The 26,978-nt window shown below is 57.0% G+C and carries 23 protein-coding genes; 12 read left to right on the top strand and 11 right to left on the bottom strand.

Annotated elements, in window-relative coordinates; all coding sequences use genetic code 11:
- Window positions 1-6 precede the first annotated feature (6 nt).
- The 5 genes from WFM49_RS10595 to kynU form a co-directional block, all read right to left on the bottom strand.
- The gene (locus WFM49_RS10595) at window positions 7-558 is read right to left on the bottom strand and encodes a peroxiredoxin (RefSeq protein ID WP_250756673.1); all 552 of its coding nucleotides are present in this window, start codon (window positions 556-558) and stop codon (window positions 7-9) included.
- Between the two features lie 87 nt (window positions 559-645).
- Entirely contained in the window at window positions 646-1,155 is a 510-nt protein-coding gene (locus WFM49_RS10590) for a TetR/AcrR family transcriptional regulator (protein WP_152978317.1), read from the bottom strand.
- Between the two features lie 238 nt (window positions 1,156-1,393).
- A complete protein-coding gene (locus WFM49_RS10585) occupies window positions 1,394-2,338 on the bottom strand; it encodes a hypothetical protein (protein ID WP_009463164.1) in 945 nt (314 codons plus the stop codon).
- Between the two features lie 359 nt (window positions 2,339-2,697).
- Window positions 2,698-4,071, bottom strand: a complete 1,374-nt coding sequence (locus WFM49_RS10580; RefSeq protein ID WP_250756672.1) for an amino acid permease — start codon at window positions 4,069-4,071, stop codon at window positions 2,698-2,700.
- Window positions 4,072-4,108: 37 nt separating this feature from the next.
- Window positions 4,109-5,359 carry a kynureninase gene (kynU, locus tag WFM49_RS10575; protein WP_009463162.1) on the bottom strand — a complete coding sequence of 417 codons (1,251 nt, stop codon included), beginning with the start codon at window positions 5,357-5,359 and terminating at the stop codon, window positions 4,109-4,111.
- Window positions 5,360-5,502: 143 nt separating this feature from the next.
- Here kynU and WFM49_RS10570 point away from each other — a divergent pair, with 143 nt between their 5' ends.
- Window positions 5,503-5,964: an Lrp/AsnC family transcriptional regulator gene (locus WFM49_RS10570; RefSeq protein ID WP_021447021.1), complete on the top strand. Its 462-nt coding sequence runs from the start codon at window positions 5,503-5,505 to the stop codon at window positions 5,962-5,964.
- A gap of 42 nt (window positions 5,965-6,006) precedes the next feature.
- Here WFM49_RS10570 and WFM49_RS10565 read toward each other — a convergent pair whose 3' ends face one another.
- From WFM49_RS10565 to WFM49_RS10555, 3 genes are all read right to left on the bottom strand, one after another.
- Window positions 6,007-6,711, bottom strand: a complete 705-nt coding sequence (locus tag WFM49_RS10565; protein WP_268380977.1) for a GntR family transcriptional regulator — start codon at window positions 6,709-6,711, stop codon at window positions 6,007-6,009.
- A 113-nt stretch (window positions 6,712-6,824) separates the two neighbouring features.
- The gene (locus WFM49_RS10560) at window positions 6,825-7,253 is read right to left on the bottom strand and encodes a hypothetical protein (protein WP_336973135.1); all 429 of its coding nucleotides are present in this window, start codon (window positions 7,251-7,253) and stop codon (window positions 6,825-6,827) included.
- A 204-nt stretch (window positions 7,254-7,457) separates the two neighbouring features.
- The gene (locus tag WFM49_RS10555; protein WP_250756671.1) at window positions 7,458-8,471 is read right to left on the bottom strand and encodes a TetR/AcrR family transcriptional regulator; all 1,014 of its coding nucleotides are present in this window, start codon (window positions 8,469-8,471) and stop codon (window positions 7,458-7,460) included.
- Window positions 8,472-8,977: 506 nt separating this feature from the next.
- On the opposite strand from WFM49_RS10555, the gene lldP reads away from it, so the two are divergent.
- The 11 genes from lldP (at window position 8,978) to WFM49_RS10500 (ending at window position 24,221) form a co-directional block, all read left to right on the top strand.
- Window positions 8,978-10,645, top strand: a complete 1,668-nt coding sequence (gene lldP, locus WFM49_RS10550; RefSeq protein ID WP_250756670.1) for an L-lactate permease — start codon at window positions 8,978-8,980, stop codon at window positions 10,643-10,645.
- A 78-nt stretch (window positions 10,646-10,723) separates the two neighbouring features.
- Complete coding sequence (gene lldR / locus WFM49_RS10545) at window positions 10,724-11,503, top strand: transcriptional regulator LldR (protein WP_009462556.1); 780 nt, start codon at window positions 10,724-10,726, stop codon at window positions 11,501-11,503.
- Window positions 11,500-12,639: an FMN-dependent L-lactate dehydrogenase LldD gene (lldD, locus tag WFM49_RS10540; RefSeq protein WP_026484948.1), complete on the top strand. Its 1,140-nt coding sequence runs from the start codon at window positions 11,500-11,502 to the stop codon at window positions 12,637-12,639. Before lldR ends, lldD begins: the two co-directional genes overlap by 4 nt.
- 2 nt (window positions 12,640-12,641) lie before the next feature.
- Window positions 12,642-14,363 carry a D-lactate dehydrogenase gene (gene dld, locus WFM49_RS10535; protein ID WP_336973131.1) on the top strand — a complete coding sequence of 574 codons (1,722 nt, stop codon included), beginning with the start codon at window positions 12,642-12,644 and terminating at the stop codon, window positions 14,361-14,363.
- A 294-nt stretch (window positions 14,364-14,657) separates the two neighbouring features.
- Window positions 14,658-16,445: an ABC transporter ATP-binding protein gene (locus tag WFM49_RS10530; protein WP_336973129.1), complete on the top strand. Its 1,788-nt coding sequence runs from the start codon at window positions 14,658-14,660 to the stop codon at window positions 16,443-16,445.
- Window positions 16,439-18,205, top strand: coding sequence for an ABC transporter ATP-binding protein (locus tag WFM49_RS10525; RefSeq protein ID WP_336973128.1), 1,767 nt, complete (start codon window positions 16,439-16,441; stop codon window positions 18,203-18,205). The genes WFM49_RS10530 and WFM49_RS10525 overlap by 7 nt, the downstream gene beginning before the upstream one ends.
- Window positions 18,205-19,149: an ABC transporter permease gene (locus WFM49_RS10520; protein WP_336973125.1), complete on the top strand. Its 945-nt coding sequence runs from the start codon at window positions 18,205-18,207 to the stop codon at window positions 19,147-19,149. Before WFM49_RS10525 ends, WFM49_RS10520 begins: the two co-directional genes overlap by 1 nt.
- Complete coding sequence (locus WFM49_RS10515; RefSeq protein WP_336973122.1) at window positions 19,146-20,087, top strand: iron chelate uptake ABC transporter family permease subunit; 942 nt, start codon at window positions 19,146-19,148, stop codon at window positions 20,085-20,087. Before WFM49_RS10520 ends, WFM49_RS10515 begins: the two co-directional genes overlap by 4 nt.
- The gene (locus WFM49_RS10510) at window positions 20,084-20,860 is read left to right on the top strand and encodes an iron ABC transporter ATP-binding protein (protein WP_254499890.1); all 777 of its coding nucleotides are present in this window, start codon (window positions 20,084-20,086) and stop codon (window positions 20,858-20,860) included. The genes WFM49_RS10515 and WFM49_RS10510 overlap by 4 nt, the downstream gene beginning before the upstream one ends.
- Window positions 20,857-21,861: a siderophore ABC transporter substrate-binding protein gene (locus WFM49_RS10505; protein ID WP_250756665.1), complete on the top strand. Its 1,005-nt coding sequence runs from the start codon at window positions 20,857-20,859 to the stop codon at window positions 21,859-21,861. Before WFM49_RS10510 ends, WFM49_RS10505 begins: the two co-directional genes overlap by 4 nt.
- A 107-nt stretch (window positions 21,862-21,968) precedes the next feature.
- Window positions 21,969-24,221, top strand: a complete 2,253-nt coding sequence (locus WFM49_RS10500; RefSeq protein ID WP_336973120.1) for a TonB-dependent receptor — start codon at window positions 21,969-21,971, stop codon at window positions 24,219-24,221.
- Between the two features lie 158 nt (window positions 24,222-24,379).
- Here the strand turns inward: WFM49_RS10500 and WFM49_RS10495 are convergent, their stop codons facing one another.
- The 3 genes from WFM49_RS10495 to WFM49_RS10485 form a co-directional block, all read right to left on the bottom strand.
- Window positions 24,380-24,928: a GNAT family N-acetyltransferase gene (locus WFM49_RS10495; RefSeq protein WP_336973118.1), complete on the bottom strand. Its 549-nt coding sequence runs from the start codon at window positions 24,926-24,928 to the stop codon at window positions 24,380-24,382.
- A 118-nt stretch (window positions 24,929-25,046) separates the two neighbouring features.
- Complete coding sequence (gene cueR, locus WFM49_RS10490; protein WP_009463760.1) at window positions 25,047-25,523, bottom strand: Cu(I)-responsive transcriptional regulator; 477 nt, start codon at window positions 25,521-25,523, stop codon at window positions 25,047-25,049.
- A gap of 198 nt (window positions 25,524-25,721) precedes the next feature.
- Window positions 25,722-26,723, bottom strand: a complete 1,002-nt coding sequence (locus tag WFM49_RS10485) for a 2Fe-2S iron-sulfur cluster-binding protein (RefSeq protein ID WP_336973116.1) — start codon at window positions 26,721-26,723, stop codon at window positions 25,722-25,724.
- Between the last annotated feature and the right edge of the window lie 255 nt (window positions 26,724-26,978).

The following is a 26,978-nucleotide window of genomic DNA, read 5'->3' as shown; positions in this document are numbered from 1 at the left end:
AAGCGTTTATTTTGTCCCTTGCTGCGCCGCCAGATCGCGCACGGCCTGCAAGGTTTTGCTAACATGCTCATCGGGATCCATAGCCGTGTATTCGTACACAATCTTGCCTTCGGGCGAGATCACATAAGACATGCGGGCAGCCCGTTCGGTATGCGTTCCCAGTCCTGCGTCATAAGCCTTGATGACCTGGCCTGTGGTGTCGGCCCCCACCGCGAACTTGCTGCCGCAAGGTCCGGTGGAAAAATCCTTCAGGGTATCGATATTGTCTGAAGACAAACCAATTACAGTGGCGCCAAAGTGGCTGTATTCGTCAATGGCTTGCGCAAAAGTATGCGCTTCGACAGTACAACCCTGAGTAAACGCTGCCGGGTAAAAATACAGGACGACCGGCCCCTTCTTTAAGGCCTCATCCAAATTGAATTCAAAGGTTTTACCGGCCAGAGCGGCCTGCACGGTAAAGTCCGGCGCGGGTGTGCCCACGTCCAAAGCGGCCTGTGCGCCACCTGCCCCCGCCAGCAGGGACAAACCCAAAGAGAAAGCTGCTATTGCCTGCTTCATGCCATTACCTCCGTATGTGTGCGCTGCACCAGCAAGCAGCGTAATCCGCACAGGCACGAAAGCACAAGGCCTGGTTTTCCGGCCCGATCAGGGATGAACGATGCCGCTCCACAGCAGGACAAACACATTGTGGGGTGCGTCATGGCGGGCCAGACGGCCAGCTCGAATCAGCCTGGCGGCCTTGCCCAGCAAGGCAAACAAGGACTCGCATAACCAACTGGCCGCCAGATCGCGCCGCAAGTCCCCGCTTTCCTGCCACTGTTGGAACTGCTCAATCAACGCCTGTCGTACCGCTTCAGTGCGAGCCGTGGAATACTCCTCTACCTGCAACTGGCGCTCAACGTACATGTACAGATCCACAATAGGCAGCAGTTCCTGGATTAGTCGTTGAATGACTTCTTGTGGACTTCCCTCGCACAAGCGGGCGCGCTCAATAGCCTGCTCCGCACTATTTACCCCTTCCTGGAAGATCTCCATCATCATGGCTTCACGAGACGGGAAGTAGCGGCACAGGGTTGCGCGACTCAAGCCCACCAGACCGGCCAATTGCCCCATGGACGCCCGCGGCTGGTCGGCCAAAGCGCTTACAAGGCGCAATAGCAATTCCTCGCGAGGCCGAGGCTTTGCTGCAGTCATAATTCTTCCCCTAGGTAATACAGGACTGGATCGGGCACGGGCTATTGCCAGATCGCTGCGAATCGGTCTTCTTGTTTGGCACCACTGGAGAGCAGGAAAACGAACAGGCACGCTACCTGGGTGGAGCGTGCGCTAGTGTAACGTCATTCATTGAGAAACCGTATTTCACCCATGGAATAATGACTATGCGGGTGATTTTTTAAACGCTCAGACCGGCACGCGGAGCCGGCCAGAAAGCATCTGTCAGCAAGGTATCCGGATCCAGATCCAAAGGGCCGGGCCGGGTCTCCGGCACGCAGCGGCGCAAGGCTTGCTGCATCCGGTGCAAGGCCAGTTCGCCCGTGGCCCCGGCAGTGACCCGATCCCACCAGAAGCGATGCACATGGCGTACCTGCACGGGTACGCTAGGCAGGCCCAGCCTCTGGGCCATGGCCAATCGGTGCAGACCACGATTAATTTTCAGAATACGGCCATCACGGGAGATCACCACTCCCAAGGCATCTTTGCCGCGCCTGGGATCAAAGCCATCACGAGCCATCTCATCCAGAAAACCCAGGTAAATACGCAGGTACTCAATAATCTTCTCCGGCGTATCCAGAAATACACCTTGCTGATACGACTCCCAAGGATTGCCCTGTTCAATACGCTTCATCAGCTTTTTGAAACGCGCCGTTTGTTCCAGCTGATGCCGGTTTTCATCCAGATCGCTGATCAGGGAGTAACGCGTTCCGACGCGCAAATCTTCACGTCGCTGGTCCCAGCTTCCCTCCCAGATAAAGGCCAGGGAGGACGGCCGTTTTTCCTCTTTGCGAGGCGCCTGAATGGCCATGCGGATCAGCTCGCGCGGGTTCACATGCAGGGTTAAGGCCTGCTCCCCCAAGGTTTCATGGACGATGTGACGCGGCAGGCCAAACGCCTCGATCCGACGGCTGCCAGCTTTGCTGTGCATCCAGCGCTGCAGCATGATGCGGCCCAAGGGGAAACCCAAGTACTGCTGGGTCTTGTCCCGGCTATGGGCCACCCAATGGGCCAGCAGCACGCGCTGCCGAATCTCGGGCGCCGCCAAGCTGCTAAAAGCGGCATCCGCGCCGGGGCCCAGCAAGGCTTCGCGATTCGATTGACGCAACTCACGCGGATGAGTCATGCGCTTTCCATGACGGTTCACAGTTTTCCTCCCAAGCACTCGCAGCCCTGGCCGCCCCCAACAAAGCACAGCGACCCAGAACGACTGACAGTGGCCTTATTGAGCAATCACAATACCAAATGATACATAATAGTCTCAAATAATACATATTTTTATTGAGCCGATTCTCCACAAACCGCAAGGCTGACAAGGATCAAACCGGCCCCACACCACATCCTTACCTGTTCAGACACACACGCCTCAACATCACTACGCTCCCGCTGTTATCCGACGGGACGAGCTTCTTGAAACGCACGCTGCAAAAAAAAGCCCCTGCCAAGGCAGGGGCTTGTTCAAACAGGGCCAGAAAGTCAGATCACTCAGGCAGCCTTACGAGCGCCTCGTACAAAGTAAATAACAACCAAGGCGAGCAGGAACGGCACACCAAACAGCAAGGTGTAGTGAAAGATATTGATGAACCAGGTGGTCACCAAAATCGCGACAATGCCAATCAAGCCCAGCAAGGTGCCGATGGGATAGGCCGGCATACGGAAACGTAGCTGCACACCGTCCCGGGCCACGCGGCGGCGGAAGAACAAATGAGTCAGGAAGATCATGCCCCATGTGAACAAGGCGCCAAACATGGACAGGGCGATCATCACCGGAAAGGCGGTTTCCGGATTGTTGGCATACACCACTGCGGCCACGGCCACACCGCTGGCCGATAAAGCCAGGGCATTCAAGGGCACACCATTGCGCGCCACCTTGCCCAGCGCAGCGGGCGCATCACCGGCACGCGACAGGCTGAACATCATGCGGGTCGAGATATAGAGCATGCTGTTCATGGCCGACAAGGCCGCAATAATCACAATGAAGTTCAGGATACTGTCTGCATAGGGAATGCCGACGGACTGCATCACCGTAATGAAAGGACTGGTTGTGCCTTCCGCTACCAGCACCTGCCAAGGCACCAGCATCACGATAAGCGACAAGGACAGCAGGTAGAAAATGATCAAGCGCCAGATGGTGGCCTTGAAGGCCTGGCGCACGGCTTGCTCGGGGTTTTCTGCCTCGCCCGCCGCCACGGCAATCATCTCGATACTCAGATAGCTGAAGATGGAAATGATCACCCCTACCCACACCCCATACCAGCCATTGGGCATGAAGCCACCCTGGCCAAACAGGTTTTCCTGTACCTGTGCGGGCTTGTAATAGCCCGTCAACATGCCAATGGCCAGCACGATGAACGCAATAATGGCAAACACCTTGATCAGGGCAAACCAATACTCCACCGAGCCAAAAGCCTTGACGCTGTAGGCATTGACGGCAATCAGCACGGCCGAGAAAAAGGCGATCCAGATCCAGGGTGAGACGTCCGGGAACCAGAACTTCATATAGTCCGCCACCGCCGTCACCTCGGTGCCCACGGCCAGAACAATGCAGGCCCAATAGCTGTAGCGCACCAGGAACCCGGCCAGCGGATGAATATAGAACTCCGCATAGGCTCCAAAAGAGCCCGATGTGGGGTGTTCCACCGTCATCTCGGCCAGGCAGCCCATCAGGACCAGAGCAATGAAGCCGCCAATCACATAACTCAGTACAACGCCGGGACCAGCAAAGCCAATGGCAAATTTGCTGCCCAGGAACAAGCCGGTACCGATGGCGCCCCCGATCGCAATCATGCTCATTTGGCGGGCACTCAGTTTTTTATGCAGCCCGGCTTCGCGCGATTGAATTTGCTCAAATCGGCTCATGTCTCCTCCTTTATGCTTATTTTTTATATCAGCCTGATCAGGTCACCTTGGAGCGTGTTTTATAGGCGGGCTTGTCCCATTCCTTATCGGTCAGTACCGCCTTGATATGCTGCACAGCCTGCCAAATATCCACAAAAGACAGATACAAGGGCGTAACACCAAAGCGCATCACTTCAGGCTCGCGGTAGTCCCCAATCACACCACGGGCGATCAGGGCCTGCACCACGGCATAGCCTTGCTCATGGGCAAAACTGACATGGCTGCCACGGTAGTGATGATCGCGTGGAGTCACCAGACGCAGGCCAAATTCCGCACATTCCTGTTCCACCAACGCGATGAACAAGTCCGTCAGCGCCAGGGACTTACGGCGCACTGCCTGCAGGTCGGTTTGCAGGAACACGTCCACACCGCAAGCCACCAGGCTCAAGGAAACAATGGGCTGAGTACCGCACAAGAAACGCTCGATACCGTTGGCGGCTTCATATGACGGGCTCATGGCAAAAGGGTGCTTGTGGCCCCACCAGCCGGACAAGGGCTGGCTGATCTGGCCCATCAGCTTGGGGTTCACCCACAGCAGGGCCGGGGCACCCGGACCGGCGTTCAGGTACTTGTAGGTGCAGCCAATGGCAAAGTCGGACTCGCTGTCTTTCAGCTCGATAGGCAAGGCACCCACGGAGTGGCACAAATCCCAGATCAACAGGCCATTGTGTTCATGCACCAGGCGGTTGGTTGCCTGCATATCGTGCAAGTAACCCGTGCGGTAATTCACATGGGACAGCACCACCACAGCGGTTTCATCATTGACGGCTGTTTGCAGGTCTGCCGGGTCATCAATCAATTCAAGCCTATAGTCTTTGCCAAAGAAGGCGTTAAACCCTTCAATGATGTAAAGATCCGTAGGGAAGGAATCACGCTCGGCCAGGATCACTTTCTTTTCCGGATGGCGCTCTTTTTGCAAATTGACGGCGGCAGCCAGCACCTTGAACAGATTGACCGAGGTGCTGTCGCTGACGATGGTTTCACCTTGACCGGCACCGATCAGGGGCGACATCTGGTCGCCCAGACGCACGGGCAAGGTCCACCAGCCTGCCTTGTTCCAGCTATTGATCAGGTCGGTACGCCATTCCTGAGCAATAACTTCCTGGGCGCGCTCCATGGCGTGTCGGGGCATGGCGCCCAGCGAATTCCCGTCCAGATAAATCGTGTTGGGTGGCAGGTCGAACTTGGCTTTGAAGGCAGCCAGTTCATCGGCCTGATCCCACTGCTCGCATTGCTGCAAGGTAATCATATTCATGCTCCTCGATTCTGCTTTTTAAGCTATTTAGTCTAGCACCGAGCCTCTGGTAAATTATTCCAAAGCGATGAAGATTATGATTAATACTGGAAGAAAATTCGGTTTTTAAAAACCTTTTTCATAGAAAATTCTAAAATATGAGACTAGATGAGACAGACCTGAAAATCCTGCGTCTTTTACAGGACAACGGCAGGCTCAGCAACCAGGAACTAGCTGACCTGGTAGCCCTTTCGCCCTCCTCCTGCCACCGGCGCGTAAAGATTCTGGAGCAGGAAGGCTTCATCGAAAACTACAGCGCCAACTTGAGCGCAGGCAAACTGGGCTTTGCCATTGAAGCCTTTGTGGAAGTGAATATCGGTCAGCTCAACGAGAGCGAGCATCAGTACCTGAGCAAAGCACTGGCTACCATGGATGAAGTGCTCCATGCCTACATCGTGACCGGGCAGGCAAACTACATGCTGCACATACGCACGCGCAACTTCGAGACTTTTTCCAATTTTGTCATTCACAAGCTCAACACACTGCGCGGCGTCACCAAGATCCATTCGCAGATCGTGCTGTCTTGCATCAAGGCCAAGGGGCAACGCTTGCCTGTGTAAACCGGCTACCGGCAAGGTCTGGCCAGGTGCCAGACCCCGGACTTAGTCGTAGTTCAGTTTGAAGCGTCGCTTGAAATGCTCGCTGCGCCACCAGCCCTTGCCGCTTTGCACCGGTTTGTTATCGGTATTGAACAGATCAATACGCTGCACAATCACGGCCTGGTTCTCCTTGATCCAGAGCTGCTTGGCCATGTCTGCCGACGCATTGGCCATGCTGATCTCTTCTTGCGCATGCTTGATGGGCACGTTCAGCACGCCAGTCAGCATCTCTACCATGGTGTGTGTTTCCAGAGCCTGTTGCTCGATACGTTCTCCTATCGAGCGTAGCAAGTAGTTCTCCGCAAAATAAAGAGGCACCGTTGATTTGTAGCGCACCGCTTGCAGCTTATAAACCGGCTCATCGGAAGCGAAAAACTCAGCAATATCTGCCGGAGGGGTGACCAGCCCCCAACTGGCAATCTGAGTGGTGGTGTCTTTGCCCAACTGCACCAGGTCATTGATGGAACTCAGCTCCCAGGAGCCTGTGTTCTTGCGTTCCAGCACAAAGGAGCCTCGGCTGGGAAAACGCTCGATCAAGCCATTGCGCGTCAAGATCGCCAGGCCCTGACGCACGGTGATGCGGCTGACGCCGAACATCCCCCCTAGCTCGGCCTCTGTAGGCAAGCGGTCGCCGGGCTTCAAGCGACCGTCCTGGATATAGCGGGTCAGCTTGTCAGCAAGCTGCTCATACAGTGGTTTTGTACTCACTTTTTTATCTCATCCCTGTTGATGACGCTCTGCTGCTGGCTCTCCCTACGTGTTGTGTTCCACCTGCGGTATCAACAGAAAATCGTTGGTTCCCCTGCCAGTAAGCCGTCTTCTTATTCGCGTTCCAGCAGGCCCTTGATCAGAAACATCTCGGCCTCATGGACACAGGAAATCTGCTCCCATACCGCATCGCTTTGTGTAGCCAAACGCCAGGTCAGCAAGCTCACTACACATTTGTCTGCGCCCAGCTTGAGCACCTCGCCTGGAATAACGCGCGACATATTACGAAACTGCATCGCCTCCTTGCTGGCGCCCACCTCGTAATCCACCTGAAAGCGGTCTGCGTCCACATTCAGGCGCACATAGGTTTCCTGGCCGCTAAAGACCGAGGTCCCCCTGAACAGGCCCGGTTCCACTTCGCTGCGATTCGCACTGCCCCAGGCCCACTGACCTTGCAAGATGCCATCGGACATGATTTCAAAAGCGACCTTAGCCGGGCGCTCCACCAGGATGCTACTGGAATGACAATGTGGATCTTTCACGTACTTGCTCCTGTGACCACTGCTTATTGTTATGACAATGTTTTTATTGTCATGCCAAAGGAAAACCGATACTAGACGGGAAAACACGTACAGTTCAGCAAAAGATTGTCCATAACAAAGCCGCTGCCTCTCAACCCGGAGACGCAGCGGCTTTGAAACCTGAAGCAAAGCGCTATCAGGCGATGGACTACTGTCAGTTATGTCCTAACTTGCCGTCACCCACTGCTGGATGAAAGCGCGCAGCTCGTCGGGGCTGGAGGCCACACCCCCAGGTACCCGATAAACCTTTTCCAAAGGCCCCACCATCTCCTGCAGGGCAGGCAGATTGGCAGGGTCATCGCACATCATCACAATCCCGCGGCAATAACGACCGAAGCCTTCACGATGTGCCTTTAACCACAACACCGCTTTCTTGCGCCCTTCCGGGTCGCCGGGAGTGGAAGGATCGGGCAGGCTTTCGTAGACCAGAACGAACTCTTTTTCGGCCTTGATCAAAGTTTCCATATCGTCCAGCCATTGCGTGGCCAGCTCCAGGGTCAAGGGGAAATCGCGCACCCTTGCTATCGGCAAAGCGGATGTATCCAGAAATTGGGTGGAAAAGTCAGGAGAAATGTCTTGCTCACTCATTGCTAAAGCTCCTTGAATCAGGGCTGTCATACCCAATTGCAATATGCCCTCCATCTCGACCTCCTCCACGACCCGTTCCACGGCTGCACGTGGCTCCCGGCCAGCCACGGCATAGACCGTATCGGCAACCGCCAGGCAATGAAAGGCCACCGTTCCCATCAAGTAACGCGAGCGCTCGAAGGACACGCCATAAGCCTGGGCAATGTGCTCTTGATGCTCCCGGATCTTGTCCAGCATGGAAGGAGTCGCCACCAGCCTGCGTATCACATAGGGCGTGATACCAGGATTGGCTTTCACAAAAGCCTGTGTCGCCGCACTGAACAGCTGCAGATAGTCCTCCAGGCTGTCTTGAACCGGAATCGTGGCCCGAGGCACTTGCCAGCGGCTGAAAATTTCTTCGGCCACCAGTTGTTTAAGCCCTTCCAGATTGCCCACATGCTTGTACAGCGCCATCTGGCTGACACCCAAAGCGGCCGCTACCCCCACAAAGGTGATGTTGGGCAGGCCAATCTGAATGCCAGCGTCGGCAATCCGTGCTCGGGTGATGGTGGGAGGACGTCCGCGTGGCGCGGGCGCCTGAGGGGTTGGCATATCTATGTTGACCCTTTTGATGGCAGCAGCGTGCTAGTACCTGCCACTGCCTCTTATTTAATTTATGAAACTCTACTAATTAGAAGCCTAGTTTACATCCACGATAATGATTCTCAATATCATTTTTTGCAGAGCGAGTGTTCCCGCTGATGAAGTCGCAAGACATCGACCTGAACGAGCAACAGCGTAACCCGATTCCTCCCGCCCCATCTTGGCAAAAATAGTCAGGAACAGAGACTTTCACGCCTGAAAACCGTGTGACAGCCCCTGCCCGTTCCACCTCTTATTTCTGGTTTTTGACCAAAATTGGTATGACCAATTAATTGGATAAAAAATTGTTTATTCTTGAATCGTTAGGGTAAACACTTAGATTCAATAAAATAATCCTTTCTATACAATGCGCTCTGTTCTTGACGATCTCAAGAAATGGTCAGACCAATTTAACGACCTTCAGGCTCGCTTGCGATACAAGCGCCTCCCATTTGCTCCTGCGGAGATAGAACAACATGCAACAAGCGTGGCTGCAGCAATACGATCCCACCGGCAATATCTGGCTGTCGGCACTGATCGCCCTTATTCCGATCATCTTTTTTTTCCTGGCCCTGACCAAGTTGCGCATGAAGGGGTATATGGCAGGGACGATTACCGTCTTGCTGGCCCTGGGCGTTGCCCTGTTTTTCTATCGCATGCCGGTTTCCACTGCGCTGGCCTCGGTGGTGTATGGCTTTTTCTATGGGCTGTGGCCGATCGCCTGGATCATTGTGGCCGCCGTTTTTCTGTACAAGATTTCGGTCAAGACCGGTCAGTTCGACATCATTCGCGCCTCCATCCTGTCCGTCACGCCTGACCAGCGCCTGCAACTGATCCTGGTGGGCTTTTGCTTTGGCGCCTTCCTGGAAGGGGCAGCCGGTTTTGGTGCGCCCGTTGCCATTACTGCCGCCTTGCTGGCTGGCCTGGGTTTCCGCCCCTTGTACGCGGCCGGTCTGTGTCTGATTGCCAATACCGCCCCGGTGGCGTTCGGTGCCATGGGTATTCCTATCATCGTGGCCGGTCAGGTATCGGGTATTGATCCCTTTGAAATCGGCCAGATGGCTGGTCGCCAACTGCCTTTCATGACGGTGCTCGTGCTGTTCTGGCTGATGGCCATCATGGACGGCTGGCGCGGTATCAAGGAAACCTGGCCTGCCGTGCTGGTCGGTGGCGGCTCCTTCGCGCTGGTGCAGTTCCTGACCGCCAACTACATTGGCCCCGAGCTGCCGGACATTACCTCGGCTCTGGTTTCCCTGGTTGTGCTGACCCTGTTCCTGAAAGTGTGGCAACCCAAACGTATCTTCCGTTTTGAAACACAAGAAGGCTCGCCTGCCCAGGACAATCTGGCCAATCAAGCCCCTACCGTGCTGAGCACTGGCCGCATCATCAAAGCATGGTCGCCCTTCATCATCCTGACCGCCATGGTCACGATCTGGAGTGTGCAGCCTTTCAAAGCCTTGTTTGCTGCCAATGGCCCGCTGGCGTCGACCATCGTGAATATTCCTGTGCCCTTCCTGCACAATCTGGTCGACAAGGCTCCACCCGTCGTGGCCTCGGCCACTCCGTATGGCGCGGTCTACTCCTTTAACTGGCTCTCTGCCACCGGCACCGCCATTCTGATTGCCGCCTTGCTGACTATCCTCTTTTTGCGCATGAAACCCGCAAAAGCGGTGGAAACCTTGGGCGAAACCTTCAAGGAACTGGCTGTACCGATCTACTCGATTGGCATGGTGCTGGCCTTTGCCTTTATCGCCAACTACTCCGGCCTGTCCGCAACTTTGGCGCTGGCCCTGGCTCACACCGGCAAAGCCTTCACCTTCTTCTCGCCCTTCCTGGGCTGGATCGGTGTGTTCCTGACTGGTTCCGACACCTCTGCCAACGCCTTGTTTGGTGCCTTGCAGGCAACCACGGCACAGCAGCTGGGTCTGCCTGAAGTGCTGATGGTGGCCGCCAACACCACAGGTGGTGTGACCGGCAAGATGATCTCGCCCCAGTCGATCGCCATTGCCTGCGCGGCAGTGGGTCTGGCCGGCAAAGAATCCGATCTGTTCCGCTTTACCGTGAAACACAGCTTGATCTTTGCGGTTCTGATTGGCCTGCTGACTACCCTGCAAGCCTATGTGTTACCTTGGATGATTCCCTAAGGGCCCGCCCTCATCCTTCATCTGCAAGGCGCGTATACGCGTGCCTTGCAGATTTATTTTTCCGGTATCTCAAGAACTATGCGCCTCTCTGATCACGTTGCCCAACAATTGCTGGCGCTGATTCAATCCAGCGATTTCAAGGCCGGGCAAAGACTGCCTGCCGAGCGTACGTTGGCAGCCCAATTGAATGTGTCGCGTGCATCGCTGCGCGAGGCTATTCAGCAACTGAACAGCCAGGGCATTTTGCGCAGTCAGGTAGGTTCAGGCACTTACCTGGCCTCCCAAACGCCCCAATGGACCCAGCGCTCGGTAGACCCGCTGGCCGCCCTGATGCTGTCTGATCCCCAGTACCGTTACGACGTGCTGGAAGCGCGCATTGCTCTGGAGAGCAGTACCACCTGGCACGCCGCCCTGCGTGCCTCGCCCGAAGACAAGGACAAGATCCTGCAATGCTTCGAGCAAATGATTCGCTACCAGCAAAGCGGCGATACCGTGCAGTCCGCCCGCGCCGATGCCCAGTTTCACCTGGCCGTGGCCGAAGCCTCGCACAATCTGGTGCTGGTTCAGGTCATGCGGGGCCTGTTTGATCTGGTGCTCAGCAGCGTGACGCAAAACCGGGACATCATCATGTTCGTGCATGACTCCCCCGAGACCATTGTCAATCTGACGGCGCAACACGAAGCCCTGGTCAAAGCCATTGTCGATGGCGATCCCGCTCAAGCACGCCACGTTGTGAACGAACACCTGGGCTACGTACGCAACACCCTTCTTCAGGCTGACGAAGACCTTGCACGCCGCGAACGTGCCGCGCGCCTGCAAACCCCTCCTTCCGTCTTATCCGACCCGACTCTGCCATGATTATTTCCTCCTCGACCGACTACCGGCGTGCCGCCCAAAAACGACTGCCTCCTTTCCTGTTCCACTACATTGACGGCGGTGCCTACGCCGAGCACACGCTGCGCCGCAATGTGGACGATCTGGCCAATGTCGCCCTGCGCCAGCGTGTCCTGAAGGACATGAGCCAGCTCGATACCAGCATTGAGCTGTTTGGTGAAAAACTGTCCATTCCGGTGGCCCTGTCCCCGGTAGGTCTGACAGGCATGTACGCGCGTCGAGGGGAAGTCCAGGCTGCCCAGGCAGCCGATGCACATGGCATTCCCTTCACCATGTCGAGCGTGTCAGTCTGCCCGATCGAGGAAGTTGCCCCGCGCCTGAAGCGGCCCATGTGGTTTCAGCTGTATGTGTTGAAGGACCGTGGCTTCATGCGCAATGCACTGGAACGCGCGCAAGCTGCTGGCTGCAGCACCCTGGTCTTTACCGTGGACATGCCCGTACCCGGCGCTCGTTACCGCGATGCGCATTCGGGCATGAGCGGCCCGAACGCCGCCCTGCGTCGCTATGCACAGGCTGTCATGCACCCGCGCTGGGCCTGGGATGTTGGTCTGCTGGGTCGCCCGCACGATCTGGGCAATATCTCGCGCTACCTGGGCAAGCCTACGGGTCTGGAAGACTATATGGGTTATCTGGGCGCGAACTTTGACCCCTCGATTTCCTGGAAGGATCTGGAGTGGATACGCGAATTCTGGAAAGGCCCCATGCTGATCAAAGGCATTCTGGACCCCGATGACGCCCGCGATGCCGTGCGCTTTGGTGCCGATGGCATCATCGTCTCGAATCACGGCGGCCGTCAGCTTGACGGCGTCTTGTCCTCGGCACGCGCGCTGCCTGCCATTGCCGATGCCGTCAAAGGCCAGATCAAGATTCTGGCAGATTCGGGTATCCGCAGTGGCCTGGACGTGGTGCGCATGATTGCGCTGGGTGCCGACGCTGCCATGCTGGGCCGCGCCTACATCTATGCCTTGGCCGCCGCCGGGCAATCCGGCGTGGACCACCTGCTGGGCCTGATTGAAAAAGAAATTCGGGTCGCCATGACACTGACCAGTGTCAGCAGCATTTCCCAGATCACCTCTGACCTGCTTGTACAGGAGTCTTGACCATGTCAGTTTCCACCAGCGCTGCGGATTTGTTGCAGCAACTGCGCTCTATTGTCGGCAACCCTCACGTCCTGACGGACGACCGCAGTACGCGTCGTTACCGCAAGGGCCATCGCACGGGTGAAGGCAAGGTATTGGCCGTTGTGCGGCCCGGAACGCTGCTGGAACAATGGCGCAGCCTGCAAGCCGCTGTCGCTGCCGATTGCATCGTGATCATGCAGGCGGCCAACACCGGCCTGACGGGCGGCTCCACCCCCGACGGGGACGACTACGACCGCGACATCGTGCTGATGAACACCATGCGTCTGCAAGGCATACAAGTCATCAACGATGGCCAGCAAGTTGTCTGCCTGCCCGGTGCCACGCTGGACCGTCTGGAACAGACCCTGGCCCCGCTGGAGCGTGAGCCCCACTCGGTGATTGGCTCCTCATGTATCGGCGCCTCTGTGCTGGGCGGTGTTTGCAATAACTCAGGCGGTGCGCTGGTACGACGCGGCCCGGCCTACACGGAATTGACGCTGTACGCGCAAGTGCTGGACGATGGCACCCTGCAACTGGTCAATCACCTGGGCATCAATCTGGGAGATACCCCGGAAGAAATTCTGGGCCGCCTGGAGCAAGGCAAATACAGTGTTGCGGATATCATCAACGATCCGGAACGCAAGGCCAGCGACCCACGCTACGCCGACGATGTGCGCGATGTGGATGCCCAGACCCCGGCCCGTTTCAATGCCGACCCTTCACGCCTGTACGAAGCCTCCGGCTCGGCCGGCAAGCTGTGCATTTTTGCCGTGCGTCTGGATACCTTTCCCAAAGAAGCCAGTACTGTTTTCTACATTGGCACCAATGACCCGGACGAGCTCACGGCTGTGCGCCGCCATCTGCTGACGGAACTGCCCCGCCTGCCCATTGCGGGCGAGTACATCCATCGCACCGCCTACGATATTGGCGAGCAATACGGCAAAGACACCTTCTTGCTGATCGACCGTTTTGGTACCGCCAAAGTGCCATCCGCCTTTGCCATGAAAAGCCGTGTGGATGGCTTTTTTGAGCGCTTTGGCTGGCGCGGCGTCACTGATCGCGTGATCCAGGCCATCATGAACCGCCTGCCCAGCCACCTGCCGCCGCGCATGCGTGAATGGCGCGACCGCTTCGAGCATCACCTGTTGCTGCGCGTCTCCAACGACACCGCGCAGGCCACGCGCGATTTTCTGAGCCAGCAATTTGAAGGCAGCCAGCAAGGTGCCTATTTCGAGTGCGATGCCGAAGAAGGTCGCAAAGCCTTTCTGCACCGCTTTGCCATTGCCGGTGCCGCCATCCGCTACCGCGAGGCGCACCCCGACAGCGTGGAAGATATTGTGGCGCTGGACATTGCCTTGCGCCGTAATGACAAGGAATGGGTGGAGCAACTGCCGGACGATATGGAAAAAGACATCGTCCACAAGCTCTATTACGGCCACTTCCTGTGCCACGTATTCCACCAGGACTACATCGTAAAAAAAGGCGTGGTTCCTCTGGATATGGAACACCGCATGTGGAAGTTGCTGGATGAACGCCGTGCCGAATACCCGGCCGAGCACAATGTCGGCCACCTCTACATCGCCAAACCTGCCCTGGCCGGCTTCTACCGCGAACTGGACCCGACCAACACCTTCAACCCTGGCATCGGCCACACCTCGCGCCGCAAATGGTGGAGTGTGTGCTGCGGCGGCAAACACGACTAGCCCCCTTTTTCTTGAAGGCACTCACGGGCTGCAAGCCATTCCCTTGCTTGCAGCGCGGTCCGCCCCTTCAATAAACCGTCCGTCATGCAAACCAGCAGGCCCCCAAGCTCGACTTGGTGGGCCTGTTTTTTTGTGCATTGTGACAAACAGAACACAAAAATATTCTGCCGCCTTTCCTATTTAGTTTAATAGGTTCCACTAATTCAAAATTTAGATTACATTATCGATAATGATTCTCAATACCTTATATTGAAGAGCCGAATTCTCCGGCTTTTTAGATACTTACCACCGCTCATGACCACTCGTGAAACTGCTACGGACGTGCGTAGAGAGCCTGGCCCCATCAGCCAGATCCTCAGCTCTATACGCTCACGTCTGATTGTCGCCGCCGTTCTGGCGGCCTTGGGTTCAATGCTGACCCTGGTGCCTTTGGCCGGAATCGCCCACATCGCCAAGCTGACTTTGGGCAATACCCTGTCTGGCGAGCTGCAAGGCGATATAGGCTGGACGGTGCTATTGAGCATCATCAGCATGTTTGCAGGCCTGGCCCTGATCTCGGCAGGCGAGCTGCTGGCCCACCTGGCCGACAATCAGCTGACACGCGGTCTGCGTCTGAGCGCTGCCCAACGACTGGCCAAAGTGCCACTGGGCTGGTTTACCGGCCAGGCTTCAGGCGAAGTGAAACAAGCCATGCAGGATGACATCGCCACCCTGCACAGCCTGACCGCACACTTTTACACCTCGGTCGGCCGCGCCGTCGGTGCTATTGCGATCTCGGTGCTGTACCTGTTCGTCATGGACTGGCGTATGGCCATCGTGGCTCTACTGCCCTTCCCCGGTTTCTTCCTGTTCTTGCGCCACGCCATGAAGGCCAGCAGCGCGAACATGCAGGGCTTTGTCGAAAAGCTGGGCCGCTTGAATAGTGCCACCGTGGAATTTGTCAGCGGCATTCCCGTGGTCAAGGCCTTTGGTTCCAATGGGCAGGCACATGGCGGCTATAGCAAGGCCGTGGATGGCTTTGCCGACGCCTTTCTGAACTTTGCCCGCCCTTTGGTGGCCCGCATGGCTCACGCCCATGCCATGATCGCTCCGGTCACGGTTCTAGGTGTCGTGCTGATCTTCGGTGCCCTCTTCAGCTATTTGAACTGGATTGCCCCGGTAGACATTCTGCCCTTCGCCCTGGTGGCTCCCGGCATTTGCGCCCCCCTGCTCTTGCTGCATACCCTGCTGCACGATCTGGGTGGCGCAACGGGTGCGGCACAGCGCGTACAAGCTTTGATGCAAACCCCCGTACTGGAACCGCTGAGCACTGATCAGCAACAAGTCCCGGCAAGTCAGGAAGTGCGAGTCGAAAACGTCAGCTATGCCTACGGCGAAGGCCATCAGGCACTCAGCAATATCAGCTTCACCCTGGAACCGGGCACAGTCACCGCGATTGTGGGCTCTTCCGGTTCTGGAAAATCCACCATCGCCCGCCTGCTGCTACGCTTTTTTGACCCCAGCGAGGGCCGCATTACCCTGGGCGGAGCCGATCTACGCCTGATTGAATCCACCGAACTTTACCGCCGCATTGGCTTTGTGCTGCAAGAGGTGCGCCTGATCAATGCCAGCGTGCGCGAGAACATTGCGCTGGGCCGCCCCTCGGCCAGTCAGCAAGAGATTGAAGATGCCGCTCGCGCCGCCAATATTCACGACCGTATCTTGACCCTGCCTCGTGGCTACGACTCTGTCGTGGGTGAAGACGCCCAACTCTCGGGCGGCGAGCGTCAGCGCGTCAGCATTGCGCGCGCTGTCCTGCTGGACCCACCCATTCTGGTGCTGGACGAAGCCACCGCCGCTGCCGATGCCAGCAATGAAGTGGCTATTCAAGATGCTCTGTCACGCTTTGCCCAAGGTCGCACCTTGCTGGTCATGGCTCACCGCCTGGACACCATCATGCACGCGGATCGCATTCTGGTGCTGGAAGACGGCGCGATTGTGGAGCAAGGCAGTCACACCAGCCTGCTGGCTGAACAAGGCCGTTACGCACGGCTCTGGACCCTGGGTGGCTACGACAACCGTTCCAAGGACACATCATGCTAAAGACCCTGATTCAGTTGCTGGGTACGGATGCCCCCATTTTCCGCCGCTATGGCTGGATGGCTGTTTTATACGGCCTGCTGTGCGGCCTGACCATGACTACCTTGGTCCCCGTTTTCACTCATCTGCTCAATGGCGAACCCAAACAAGCAGGCGGCTGGTTGCTGGTCCTGCTGCTAGGCGTGGCTGTCTGCTGGGCTTGGCGCCGCCATGTGGAGCAAGCGGGTGTAAATGTTGGGGCCGCCATCCTGCAAGGTGGCCGGCATCGTCTGGGCGAACATATCGCCCAACTGCCCGTAGGCTGGTTCTCCGCTCAAAACACCGCGCGGCTGGGGCACATCGTCACCCAGGGCATGATGTCGGTGGCCCAATTGCCTGCACACGTCTTCACCCCGCTGATCGCCGGAGTTGTGACGCCGCTTGTGCTGGTCGTGGCGCTGTTCATTCTGCATTGGCCGCTGGGTTTGATTGCCCTGATCGCGTTGCCTTTGCTGGCGGGTGTTCTGGCACTGACCGCCCATTTGGGACGCAAGGCTGATGATGCCTTCCAGGCCCACTTCGCCCATGCCAGCCAGCGCGTGGTGGAGTTTGCCCAAGCCCAATCCGTGCTGCGTGCCTTCAATGGCGAAGGCGGTGGCACCCGTCTGCTGGAAGAAGCGATTGAGCGCCAGCACCAGGCGGGCAAGAAACTGATCTGGCAATCCACGGCCTCGGCGGTACTCAATGCCTGGGCCGTACAAGCAGCCTTTGCGGCCTTGCTGATTGCCGCCACGCTTTGGCTAAACAGCCATACGGGTCTGGGCCTGAGCAGTGCAGAAGTCATCGCCGTCATCGTGTCCTTGCTGCTGAGCGCACGCTATATCGACTCCTTGCTGGAAGTGGCCAGCTACGGTGAAGTGCTGCGCGGTGCACGCGGCCAACTTGATGCGATTCAAGAACTGTTTGCCGTTCAGCCCCTGCCCGAACCCGCTTCGCCCCAAACTCCAAGCGACGGCTCGATTGTGCTGAACAATGTGCATTTCCGCTATGCCGCCGACAAGCCCGATGTACTGAATGGCGTCAGCCTGAACATTGCACCTGGCAGCATGGTGGCCTTGATCGGGGAATCCGGCTCAGGCAAAACCACACTGGCTCGTCTGATTGCCCGCTTCTTTGATGTCAGCCAGGGCAGTGTCTCCATTGGAGGCGTGGATGTACGCCAGATCGGCAGCCCTGTACTGGCCACACAAATCAGCCAGATTTTCCAGGACGACTATCTGTTTGCAGGCAGCATTGCCGAGAACATACGCCTGGGCAAACCGGATGCCAGCCAGGCCGAGTTGATGGAAGCGGTAGAACAAGCCGGTGTCAGCGAAATCATCGCGCGCTTGCCAGAAGGTCTGAACACAACGGTGGGCGAAGGCGGGGCCCGCCTGTCCGGGGGCGAGCGTCAACGCATCGCCATTGCGCGCGCTCTGATCAAGAACGCCCCCATTTTGCTGGTGGACGAAGCCACCGCCGCACTGGATGCCGAAAACCAGGCAGCCATTGCCCAGGCTTTGGCCCGTCTGCGTGGCAAGCGTACCCTGATCGTGATTGCTCATCAGCTCTCTACCGTCGCTATGGCCGATCAGATCGTGGTGCTGGAAAACGGCCAGATTATCGAGCAAGGCCCACCAGCCCAACTGCGCGAAACCCAAGGCCGTTACGCCCACTTTCTGAACCAGCGTCATGCCGCCAAAGGATGGCGTATTGCCACCACAGCCCAGAATAACGGTGTGTGATGCGAGCTAGATCTTTTGTGCTGGTGTTTCTGATGCTGTGCAGCCTGTCCTTGTTGATAGGCGCACGGCAAATCAGCTGGGCACAATTATGGAGTTTTTCAGGCGATGCCTGGCTGACACTGAGCGCCAGCCGCCTGCCCCGTCTGGCGGCGCTGGTCCTGAGTGGCATAGGCCTGTCTGTCTGCGGGGTGATCTTGCAGCACATTGTGCGCAATAAATTTGTGGAACCGGCCACCTCGGGCGGGCTGGATGCCGCCAAGCTGGGCATTCTGATCGCCCTGACTCTGGCCCCCACCAGCGGCACATTGGGCAAGCTGCTGTTTGCCCTCTTGTTCTGCTTTGCCTCCAGCCTGATCTTCATCGCTGTGGTACGCCGCATCCGCTTCAAGAACACCGTGCTGGTACCGGTGATTGGCTTGATGTATGGGGGTGTGCTTAGCGCCATTGCCGAGTTCTATGCCTACCACCATCAGATTTTGCAAAGCATGCAGGGCTGGATGCTGGGCGACTTTTCCAAGATCGTGCAGGGCAACTACGAAATCATTTATCTGATCCTGCCCATTGTGTTGCTCACCTATCTGTATGCGCATCGCTTCACAGTGCTGGGCATGGGCGAAGGCATGGCCACCAGCCTGGGCCTGAACTATTCCGCCACCGTGGCCCTGGGTTTGATACTGGTTGCGGTTACCGTCTCGGCCACTGTTATTACCGTAGGGGCCATTCCCTTTATCGGCCTGGTCATCCCCAATCTGGTGGCGCTGCGCTATGGCGACAACCTGGGCCGTACCTTGCCCATTGTGGCGCTGGGCGGTGCCTGCCTGCTGCTGGCTTGCGACATTCTGGGCCGCCTCATTATCTACCCGTTTGAAGTCCCCATCGGCCTGACCGCCGGTGGCGTGGGTGGCGTGCTGTTTCTGTTCGTGATCTTCTGGAGGAACCGATGAAACGGCAACATCTGGTCTGGATACTATTGCTGGTGCTGGCACTGAGCTTTGTGTTCTATCGCTCCGGCCTGGACTTCGACTACATCATCCCCAAACGCCTGAACCGTTTGGCAGCCATGGTCATTGGCGGCATCTGCATTGCCTGGTCCTCGATTATTTTCCAGACCATGACCGGCAACCGGATTCTGACGCCCGCCATCATGGGATACGAAGCGGTTTACCTGCTATTCCAGTCCCTGCTGATTTTGCTGCTGGGCACACAAAGCCTGGTGATGCTGGGCGCCAATGGCAATGTGGTGCTGTCCATTGTGCTGATGCTGGCCTACTCGCTGGCAATCCATCACTGGCTGTTTCGCCAGGGCAAGAACAATGTGTATTTCCTACTGCTGATGGGGCTGGTACTGACCATGATCATCAGCACCTTCACCCAGTTTGTGCAGCTAAAGATCAGCCCCGGCGAGTTCTCCATTTTGCTGGGTTTTAGCCAGGCGTCCTTTAACCGAGCCGAGCCCCTACAACTGCTGATTTCCGCCCTTCTGGTGGGTGGCATTTGCCTGGGCAGCCTGCGCAGCTTGCCCACGCTGGACGTACTGTCTTTAGGCCGCGAACAAGCCATTTCTTTGGGTGTCGACTATCGCCGTACCGTGCGCATCCAGCTGGCCCTGATTGCTGCCCTGGTCGCCATTTCCACCAGCCTGCTCGGGCCCACTGCCTTCATGGGGATTTTCGTGGCTAACACCAGCTATACGTTGGCCCGCAGCTTCCGACACCGAATCACGCTGCCGCTAGGCTGCGCCATCGCCATCGTCATGTTTTTGCTGGCACAGATAGCGGTGGAACACATTTTCAATTACCGCACGACCGTCGGGATACTCGTCAACCTGGTGTGTGGCGCGTACTTTCTGGGACTGATGGTTCGTACCCGAGGCACTGCATGATTACGATCAATCAGCTCTCCAAACACTACAAGAAGAAGACCGTGCTTTCCAAGGTCAGCACACAGTTCCCCGCCGGACAGCTCAGCTCCCTGATCGGCCCCAATGGTGCCGGCAAAACCACCTTGCTGATGAGTATCGCCCGCTTGCTGGAGACCGACGAAGGCCGGATCCAGCTGGACGGCCGCAACATTGCGGATATACGTATTGCCGACTATGCGCGCCGGGTAGCCACCTTGCGCCAATCTCCTGATTTCAATTTGCGCCTGACCGTGGAAGAACTGGTCGCCTTTGGCCGCTTCCCCTATAGCCGGGGCGTGCTGACGGATGAAGATCAACAAGCCATCTCCGACGCTATTCAGTTTCTGTCGCTGGAACCCTTGCGCCAGTCCTATCTGGACGAGTTGAGCGGCGGTCAGCGACAGATGGCTTTTCTGGCCATGACCATTGCCCAGCAAACCGATTATTTGCTGCTGGATGAGCCGCTGAACAATCTGGACATCAAGCACGCCGTTCAGATCATGCGCGCCTTGCGTCGGCTCTGTGACGAGTACGGCCGTACCGTGATTCTGGTGGTACATGACATCAACTTTGCCGCCAACTATTCCGATCATATTGTGGCCATGAAAAACGGTGCGTTGTACTGCGCAGGACCGGTGTCAGAGGTCATCACGCAAGCACGGCTGACCGAACTTTATGGTCTGGATTTCGAGATTACGCACAGCGAGCGTGGCCGCCTGTGCAATTACTTCACCCCATCAGGAGAACTAGCATGATCGCCAAACACAGATACGGGCTGATAGCCCTGTTTGTGGCCGCCAGCTTTGCCTTGCAAGGCTGCGAGAAAAAGACCCAGGCAGCGGCGGAAACCCCGGCACCGCAAGCCGCCGTCAGCCCGCAGGCCAGTGCCCGCTATGAACCGATTGTGGTCGAACACAAGCTGGGCTCGACACGCATCGAAAAACTGCCACAACGCGTCGTGGCGCTGGACATGAACGAAGTGGATTTTCTGGATGCCTTGGGTGTCCCGGTGGTGGGCATGCCCAAAGACTTCATCCCGGCATTCCTGGACAAGTATAAAAATGCCCCTGAAATCCAGGACACCGGCGCAATTGTGCAACCGAATGTGGAACAGGTGTACGCCGCCAAACCGGACCTGATTCTGATCACCTCCTTGCAAGCCAATCACTACAAGGAACTGAGCCAGATCGCCCCCACCATTCACTTTGACGTGGATTACCGCGATAGCCAGGTCAACCACATTGAAGTCATCAAGAATCACCTGCTGACTCTGGGCTCGATTTTCAAGAAAGAAGAGCTGGCCCAACAAAAAGTGGCCGAACTGGATGCCAAAGTCGCCCAGGCCAAACAAATCACCCAGGATCGTCCTGAAAAAGCCCTGATTGTTCTGCATAACAACGGCTCGTTCAGCTCCTTCGGGGTGCAGTCCCGCTACGGTTTTGTATTCAATGCGCTGGGCGTACAGCCTGCCAGCCCGACAGTAGAAACCGGCCTGCACGGACAGCCTGTTTCCAGCGAGTTCATCCAGCAAGCCAATCCGGACATCATTTACATCATCGACCGTACCGCCGTAATGGAACGTCGCCCTGCCCTGAACGCCGACAGCCTGAGCAACCCGCTGCTGCGTGAAACCAAAGCCTGGCAAAACGGCCGTGTGGTATTTGCCAATGCCGAAGCTTGGTACGTAACTGCCGCCAGTGTCACCTCGCTGAAATTGATTATTGATGACGTGATCAAAGCCTACCAACAACCATGATCTAACGGTTTTTACACGGGCAAATAGACAGTAACGCGACTCAATCCAATTTCTATTTGCCTTAATAAAAGCAAAGAAACACACCCCGCTACATAAAGGAAACTGGCATGTACACACCACGCCACAATGGGACGTTTGCGCCCTCGATACGTAAAATCGGCAGTTCCAGCCGCTCCGGCTTTGCCCTGGACTGCACTTTCAGCGCCGTGCAAATGGCATTAATACTGGGTTTGGGAGCCAGCGCCCTGGCTTTGATGGCCTCACCTGCGCAGGCACAAAACAGTACGGCTGCCCAGGCCGATGAAGTCGTCACCCTGCCGTCCGTTACCGTCAAAGGTCAGCGTGACAAGACTGTAGAAAGCTATGCAGGCGGACAAGTCGCCACCGGCGGACGTGTCGGTTTGCTGGGCACCAAAGACTTCATGGAAACGCCCTTCAACACCATCAGCTACACCGAGCAATACATAGCCGATCAACAGGCGCGTGACATCAGCGAAGTGATCGCCAAAACCGACCCCAGCGTGTTCATGAGCGGCATCGCAGGCGAGAGCAACGAAAGCTATTCCATCCGCGGCTTCCGCTCCGATGTGGGTGATGTCACCGTCAACGGTCTGGCCGGGATGGGCGGCTACTACCGCAACTCGCCCGAAGCCTACGAGCGCGTCGAGGTCCTGAAAGGCCCCTCGGCCCTGCTTAACGGTATGCCGCCCAAAGGCTCGGCAGGCGGCGCCGTCAACCTGGTCACCAAACGCGCCGGCGACGATCCCCTGTTTCGCGTAACAGGCAGCTATATGTCCGACTCGCACTTTGGTGGCCACGTGGATCTGGGCCGTCGATTTGGCGAGGACAAGCAGTTTGGTGTACGCCTGAACACAGCCTACCGCGATGGTGAAATTGCCGTCAAAGACCAGGACAAGAAAATTACCCAGACCTCTTTGGGCCTGGACTGGCGCGGTGAGCGTGTCCGCTTGTCTGCCGACCTGTTTCACAGCAAAGACCGCGCCTACGGCCTGACGCGCGGCCTGACCTTGAATCCCGGCGTAGAACTGCCCAAACCACCCAAACCCGATGTGTCGTGGAACCCGCCTTGGGCTTTTTACGACACCACCGATAAAGGCGCCATGATCCGTGGCGAGTTCGATCTGAACGATCAATTCACCGCTTACGCCGCCGCCGGTATCAGCCGTACCAAATTCAGATCCAATATGGGCGCTGGTCAGGTGATCAATAACGCAGGCGACTTCAGGATCAACTTCAGCGGCGTGGCCGACGAGATGCGGCGCAAAACCGCTGAAGTGGGTCTGATGGGTAAGCTGCAAACCGGCCCGGTCAGCCATCAATTCGCGATCAACGCCACGCAGTACAACGAAGACTACGACCTGAGCGGCTTCCGCAACCTTCTGCCCACCGCATGGGAAACCAATATCTACGATCCCGTCTGGGGTCCAGAGCCTTCCTTGCCGAACAATATCCCGCTGATCAGCACCACTAAGACTCGCTTGAAGAGCATCGGTTTTGCTGACACCCTGTCCTTTGCCGAGGACCGCGTACAAGTGACACTGGGCGCACGCCGTCAGCAAGTGATCAACGAGAGCTTTAATGGCACCACCGGCCAGCGTACAGGCGAGCGCTACAAGGAAAGCGCAACCACTCCCGCCGTCGCTTTCCTGGTGAAAGCCACTGATCAAGTCTCGGTCTACGCCAACTACATCGAAGGCTTGTCCCAAGGCGCGATTGCTCCCAACACCGCCGCCAATGCAGGTCAGGTTTTTGCCCCCTTCAAAACCAAGCAGAAGGAAGTGGGCCTGAAGCTGGATCTGGGTGACTTTGCCCATACCCTGGCCCTGTACGAAATCAAGCGCCCCAGCAGCTATACCGACCCATTTACCAACGTGTTCTCCTTTGGTGGCGAGCAACGCAACCGGGGCATTGAATGGGGCTTTTTCGGCTCCCCCATGGAAGGTGTGCGCCTGATGGGTGGCGTGGCTTACTCCGATCCGGAAATCACCAAAGCCGCCAACCCGGCTGAGGAGGGCCGCCAGGCCACGGGCCTGCCCAAGTGGCAAGCCAAGCTGGGCGTGGAATGGGATGTACCCAACTTGCAAGGTCTGACCGTGATGGCCAACGCCACCACCTCATCCAAGCAATACCTGAGCGCGGACAACTCCCTGTCCATCCCCGGCCATACCGTGTTTGATCTGGGCGCACGCTATCGCACCAAGATCTCCGGCCGTCCGCTGACCTTGCGGGCGACGGTGAATAACGTAGCGAACAAGGCTTACTGGGCCAAGCCGCACTTCACCAGCCTGGGTGTGGGCGCACCACGGACTTTCATGTTGTCAGCAACGATGGAGTTCTAAGCTGAAGAGCTGAATTTGAAGACGGGGCCTTGTTGCAGCTGAGTGGTGTGACAAGGCCCTTGTTTGATGACAAGCAGATGCTGCCATCGGTATTTTCAGGTGAGCTCACCAGCGGTAGACTCACCAGTCAGCTAAGTGGCGTACAACTGAGCAATTTCTTAAACCACGAAGCACAACAGGTGAATATCTTCCGGGTCCAGCTCAAATAAACGCGGATCTGGCTCTGGCGCGATTTCAAAGCCGTGAGCCATATAAAAATCCACCGTATTCACCGAAGGCGTGGCCGAGGCATAGACCGCCTTCGCGCCCCACTTAACAGCCTGCTTCTTGGCCTGATCCAGCAGCCATACGCCCATCCCCTGCCCGCGCAAGGACTGGCTGACATGCAGAAAGAACAACTGACGCCACTCCCCCTGTGGCCCCAAAGGAAGGCTGTCCAGGCCGACGGCGGCCAGCAGGCTATCACCCTTGAATACGCCCATGAACCAGGAGCCTCGATGAAAAGCGTCCTCATGTTCCGGGTGATATTTCTCCGGGTCACCTTCCGGCCAACCCCGCAAATCAATATCAGCCGCTTGCTTGTGCAAGACGCCATCGCGCAGCTCGTACAAACCGTCAATCCGTTCACTACGGTCTATAGACCACAACAGATTCAGTTCGGTTTCTTTCAAAGGGCGCAGCGTCAAGCCTGGAGGTAAAGAGGGCATGGTAATCAAGGTGATGTATTTCGGGTTTGTAGAGGATTGAATCCGCCTCAACGCTCAACCAGGGAACTCGCCTGGCCAAGTCCCGCATGAAACTTGCCCCCTGGGTGAACGCGCCCGATTATAGGCGTACATCGCTCTGAATGCCTCGGCGAACAGGACGGCGCAAGACCGTAGCAGCTCGCAAATCGGGCTGTGGATCACGATCCTCTGCCTGCGCCAGCGTACTTAAAATCGAGCAGTCAGGCTGTTCATCACCCGGACAACAACCAATGGATGCTTCCAGCGCCAAGGCCATGTCCTGCATGTTTTTAATGCGGCTGCTCAGCTCAGTCAGATGCTGTTGAGCGACCCGCTTTACATCTGCACTCTGACGCGACGGGTCGTGCCACAGGCTCAACAAATCACCAATGGCTACCATGGAAAATCCCAGATCGCGAGCACGTCTTATAAAGCGCAAGCGCTCCACATCTTTTCGGCTATACGTCCGGTAACCCGCAGCAGTGCGCTCGGTTTCCGGGATAAGGCCAATCTGCTCGTAATAACGAATCATTTTGGCCGACACTTTGGATACCTTGGAGGCTTCACCAATATTCATCTTGCTCCCCTTGCTCAATGAAAGGACTCGAAAGTCGGGTGTCAGTGATGGCAAAAGGTGGCAGGCCTTGTCCAAAGCCCCATCAGTCTTTTCTGCCTGCCCAGGCCTGTGTTGCCAGCACTGACAACACATAGTGTGAAGATTCCCACGGTAGGAAGGTCAAGCGCCCGCGTGGCCCAAGCCTCCGGCTCCAGAACGCTATGGCGTAAAAAATACATCCACATGCAAATCCTGCACTTTCAAACCGCGCTTGAGCACCATGCCCATCGTGGCATCCACCATGGATGGCGAGCCCGCCACATAAACCTTCCAACCGCTTAAATCAGGCTGATCGTGGCCAACGATATCGGTGACAAGCCCCCGGCGATAGTGAGTGGCCGGTATCCCGGAGATGACAGGAGTAAAAGCCAGATTGGGGTATTGGCGCTCCAGCGCCCGGAAGTCATCAATAGCATATAAATCCCGCAGTTCGCGCGCTCCAAAATACACATGAATGGGCTGATTCATGCCACAGGCCAACGCCGTTTCAACAATCGATTTGATAGGGGCCAGGCCCGTGCCTCCCGCAATGCACAAGATAGGGCCGCCATGCCCCTCGCGCAGATAGGAGGAGCCGCGAGGCACGTCCAGGCTGAGCTTCTCGCCCGGCTGAAGCACGGTGTGCACATACGAAGACGTCACCCCACGGGTAACACGGCGTATGTGAAACTCCAGCTCGGGTGCACCAGGGCGGTTGGCCATGGAGTAACTGCGCACGGGCGCCTGTCCGAATTTGATATCCGCGTACTGACCGGCAAAAAACATCATAGGCTCAGGCTCATCCAGACGGATACGCACAAGGCGCACATCGTGCGTCAGTTCTCGCAACTCGGACACCGTGCCGGTCACGCTACGCGAGGGTGCCAGCCCCCGTACATCATCCGTGCCAATCCAGTCTACGGTCACATCACTTAAGGGGATCGCCCTGCAGGCCAGAATCAGACCGCGGGCTTGCTGCTCCTCGGTCAGGGCAAAGCGGGAGTGCTCCAGCCGGTCAATTTGCCCATCAACCAGCCGGGTTTTACAGCCCCCACAACGTCCCAGACGACAGCCATGCGGATAGGCCAGGCCGCTTTGCAAGGCGGCCTGCAAAATGTTTTGCCCCTCCTGAGCGGCGATCTGCTGACCGGTCTGACGGATAAGAATTGTTTTGCTGCTCATTGCTGCCCCCTTCACGTATAGCCCCACGGGCCACGCATTGCTCTCAGTTCCCGCCCGGTTCTGGTTGACCAATAGGGATCTAGCTGTCTCATTCTTGTATTTGACATGGCGACTCCACACAAAGTTGTTGTTTAACGACACAAAAGGCTTATTTCTCAATGCCTTGTGAACAAGCTAAAGCTTCCAACGATTGGAGAGTCAACACCTTCAACAAGGTGTGCAGACAAACCTTGACCTTCCAATCGTTGTAATGCC

This window comes from Alcaligenes sp. PF14 (genome assembly GCF_037150615.1).
In the GTDB taxonomy this organism is placed as follows: domain Bacteria; phylum Pseudomonadota; class Gammaproteobacteria; order Burkholderiales; family Burkholderiaceae_B; genus Alcaligenes; species Alcaligenes phenolicus.
Note: the sequence above shows the minus strand (reverse complement) of the source record. Positions and strands in the feature narration are given on the sequence as shown.

Coding starts and splice junctions, on each gene's coding strand:
- WFM49_RS10595 (WP_250756673.1), bottom strand. CDS start 558: ATGAAGCAGGCAATAGCAGCTTTCTCTTTGGGTTTGTCCCTGCTGGCG.
- WFM49_RS10585 (WP_009463164.1), bottom strand. CDS start 2,338: ATGACTCATCCGCGTGAGTTGCGTCAATCGAATCGCGAAGCCTTGCTG.
- WFM49_RS10580 (WP_250756672.1), bottom strand. CDS start 4,071: ATGAGCCGATTTGAGCAAATTCAATCGCGCGAAGCCGGGCTGCATAAA.
- kynU (WP_009463162.1), bottom strand. CDS start 5,359: ATGATTACCTTGCAGCAATGCGAGCAGTGGGATCAGGCCGATGAACTG.
- WFM49_RS10570 (WP_021447021.1), top strand. CDS start 5,503: ATGAGACTAGATGAGACAGACCTGAAAATCCTGCGTCTTTTACAGGAC.
- WFM49_RS10555 (WP_250756671.1), bottom strand. CDS start 8,471: ATGCCAACCCCTCAGGCGCCCGCGCCACGCGGACGTCCTCCCACCATC.
- lldP (WP_250756670.1), top strand. CDS start 8,978: ATGCAACAAGCGTGGCTGCAGCAATACGATCCCACCGGCAATATCTGG.
- lldR (WP_009462556.1), top strand. CDS start 10,724: ATGCGCCTCTCTGATCACGTTGCCCAACAATTGCTGGCGCTGATTCAA.
- lldD (WP_026484948.1), top strand. CDS start 11,500: ATGATTATTTCCTCCTCGACCGACTACCGGCGTGCCGCCCAAAAACGA.
- dld (WP_336973131.1), top strand. CDS start 12,642: ATGTCAGTTTCCACCAGCGCTGCGGATTTGTTGCAGCAACTGCGCTCT.
- WFM49_RS10530 (WP_336973129.1), top strand. CDS start 14,658: ATGACCACTCGTGAAACTGCTACGGACGTGCGTAGAGAGCCTGGCCCC.
- WFM49_RS10525 (WP_336973128.1), top strand. CDS start 16,439: ATGCTAAAGACCCTGATTCAGTTGCTGGGTACGGATGCCCCCATTTTC.
- WFM49_RS10520 (WP_336973125.1), top strand. CDS start 18,205: ATGCGAGCTAGATCTTTTGTGCTGGTGTTTCTGATGCTGTGCAGCCTG.
- WFM49_RS10515 (WP_336973122.1), top strand. CDS start 19,146: ATGAAACGGCAACATCTGGTCTGGATACTATTGCTGGTGCTGGCACTG.
- WFM49_RS10510 (WP_254499890.1), top strand. CDS start 20,084: ATGATTACGATCAATCAGCTCTCCAAACACTACAAGAAGAAGACCGTG.
- WFM49_RS10505 (WP_250756665.1), top strand. CDS start 20,857: ATGATCGCCAAACACAGATACGGGCTGATAGCCCTGTTTGTGGCCGCC.
- WFM49_RS10500 (WP_336973120.1), top strand. CDS start 21,969: ATGTACACACCACGCCACAATGGGACGTTTGCGCCCTCGATACGTAAA.
- WFM49_RS10495 (WP_336973118.1), bottom strand. CDS start 24,928: ATGCCCTCTTTACCTCCAGGCTTGACGCTGCGCCCTTTGAAAGAAACC.
- cueR (WP_009463760.1), bottom strand. CDS start 25,523: ATGAATATTGGTGAAGCCTCCAAGGTATCCAAAGTGTCGGCCAAAATG.
- WFM49_RS10485 (WP_336973116.1), bottom strand. CDS start 26,723: ATGAGCAGCAAAACAATTCTTATCCGTCAGACCGGTCAGCAGATCGCC.